This window comes from Streptomyces sp. NPDC054840 (assembly GCF_053611065.1).
On record NZ_JBSGZP010001005.1, the window covers coordinates 1 to 1,913 of the forward strand.

At 74.1% G+C, this 1,913-nt stretch carries 2 protein-coding genes and 1 pseudogene; all 3 read left to right on the forward strand.

Annotated features, from left to right (window positions below):
- Positions 1–772: STM4014 family protein (locus tag ACWGIU_RS36885; RefSeq protein WP_453712436.1), on the forward strand; the 772-nt coding region annotated here is incomplete at its 5' end.
- Positions 773–797: 25 nt separating this feature from the next.
- Positions 798–1,604: an STM4013/SEN3800 family hydrolase gene (locus ACWGIU_RS36890; protein ID WP_453712437.1), complete on the forward strand. Its 807-nt coding sequence runs from the start codon at positions 798–800 to the stop codon at positions 1,602–1,604.
- Positions 1,601–1,913: pseudogene (locus tag ACWGIU_RS36895) on the forward strand (STM4012 family radical SAM protein); the annotation flags it as partial. The gene ACWGIU_RS36890 and the pseudogene ACWGIU_RS36895, both read left to right, overlap by 4 nt.

The following is a 1,913-nucleotide window of genomic DNA, read 5'->3' on the forward strand; positions in this document are numbered from 1 at the left end:
GCTCTGCCACGAGGCGCTCGCCCGAGCCGGGGTCCCCGTTCCTCGCTCGCCGACCTCGGGCGGCGACGCTCCGGTGCGCGGCTGGGACGACGTCCGGTCCCTCATGGCCGCGCACGGCATGCCGCGGGTGTTCCTCAAGCCCGCCCACGGGTCCTCGGCCTCCGGGGTCGTCGCCGTCGAGACGGCCGGCGGGGGCCGGATCAGGGCGACCACCTCCGTGGAGAGCGCGGAGGGCGGCCGGCTGCACAACTCCCTGCGGGTACGCCGTCTCACGCGCGAGCCGGAGGTCGCCGCGCTGGTCGACGCCCTCGCCGCCGACGGTCTCCACGTGGAACGCTGGTGGCCCAAGGCCTCGCTCGGGGACGGGGCGGCCGACCTGCGCGTGGTCGTCGTGGCCGGGCGGGCCACCCACGCCGTGGTGCGCACCAGCCGGACCCCCATGACCAACCTCCATCTCGGCGGCCGGCGCGGCGACCTCGCCGCCGCGGTCCGGGCTGCGGGCCCCGCCTGGGCCGAGGCCCTGCGGACCTGCGAGCGGGCCGCGGCCTGCTTCCCGAACACCCTGTGCGTCGGTGTCGACCTGCTGCCCGCCGTCGGCTGGCGCCGGTTCGCCGTAGCCGAGGTCAATGCCTTCGGCGATCTCCTGCCGGGGCTGACCGGGCTGCCCGGCAGTGGTGCCGAGGGCCAGGACACCTACGCCGCGCAAGTGGCCGCCGCCATCCGAAGACACGTACAGCAGCACCCCACGAGGAACCACCGTGCACCCGCCTGAAACCCCAGCGCTCCCGCTCCCCGACATGAACGAGGTCGTCGGCCGCGACGACCTCCTCCTGCTCACCCTGGACACCCTGCGCCACGACGTCGCCGTCGAACTGGCCGACGCCGGGCGCATTCCGAACCTGGCCCGGCACCTGCCCGGTGGCGGCTGGGAGGAACGGCACGCCCCCGGCAGCTTCACCTACGCCTCCCATCAGGCGATGTTCGCCGGTTTCCTGCCCACCCCCGCCCGGCCCGGTCCGCACCCGCGGCTGTTCGCCGCCCGTTTCGCCGGCAGCGAGACCACCGCCGGCCGCACGTACGTCTTCGACACCCCCGACCTGGTGTCCGGCCTGGCCGCGGCCGGGTACCGCACGGTGTGCGTCGGCGGCGTCGGCTTCTTCAACAAGCAGGGTGCGCTGGGCGACGTACTCCCGGGCATGTTCCAGGAGAGCCACTGGGAGCCGGCGTTCGGCGTCGCGTCGCCCACCTCCTTCGAGGCACAGGTCGAGCGGGCCGAACAGGTCGTCGCCGCGCTCCCCGCCGCACAGCGGCTGTTCCTCTTCGTCAACGCCTCCGCGCTGCACCAGCCCAACTGGTTCCACCTTCCCGGCGCCACCGCCGAAGCGGGCGACACGCGTGCCACGCACGCCGCCGCTCTCGAATACATCGACCGGCACATCGGCCGGCTCCTCACCGCCATGAGCTCCCGGCGCCGCTGCTTCGCCATCGTGTGCTCCGACCACGGCACCACCTACGGCGACGACGGCTACACCGGCCACCGCCTCGCCCACCAGGCCGTCTGGACCGTGCCGTACGCCCACTTCTTCCTGGAGCCGTCCGCATGACCGCCCTCGCGCCCGCCCCGTCCGCGGCCACCGCACCGCCCGAGATCCGCCCGTACAGCGCCTACGTGTACGCCTACCCCCACAAGACCGCCTACCGCCCCCTCCCCGACCGGCCGTCCCTGCGCGACCTGTGGCACGGCGAACGCAGGGACGCCCTCTCCCTCTACCTCCACATACCCTTCTGCGAGATCCGCTGCGGCTTCTGCAACCTCTTCACCCGCATCGGCGCCCCCGAGGGGCTCACCGGCCGCTACCTCGACGCCTTGGAGCGCCAGGCCGTAGCCGTCCGTGACGCCCTCGGCGACGACG

Bases quoted from the DNA above. Each gene is read 5' to 3' on its own strand.
- ACWGIU_RS36890 (WP_453712437.1), top strand. From the start codon at position 798: ATGAACGAGGTCGTCGGCCGCGACGACCTCCTCCTGCTCACCCTGGAC.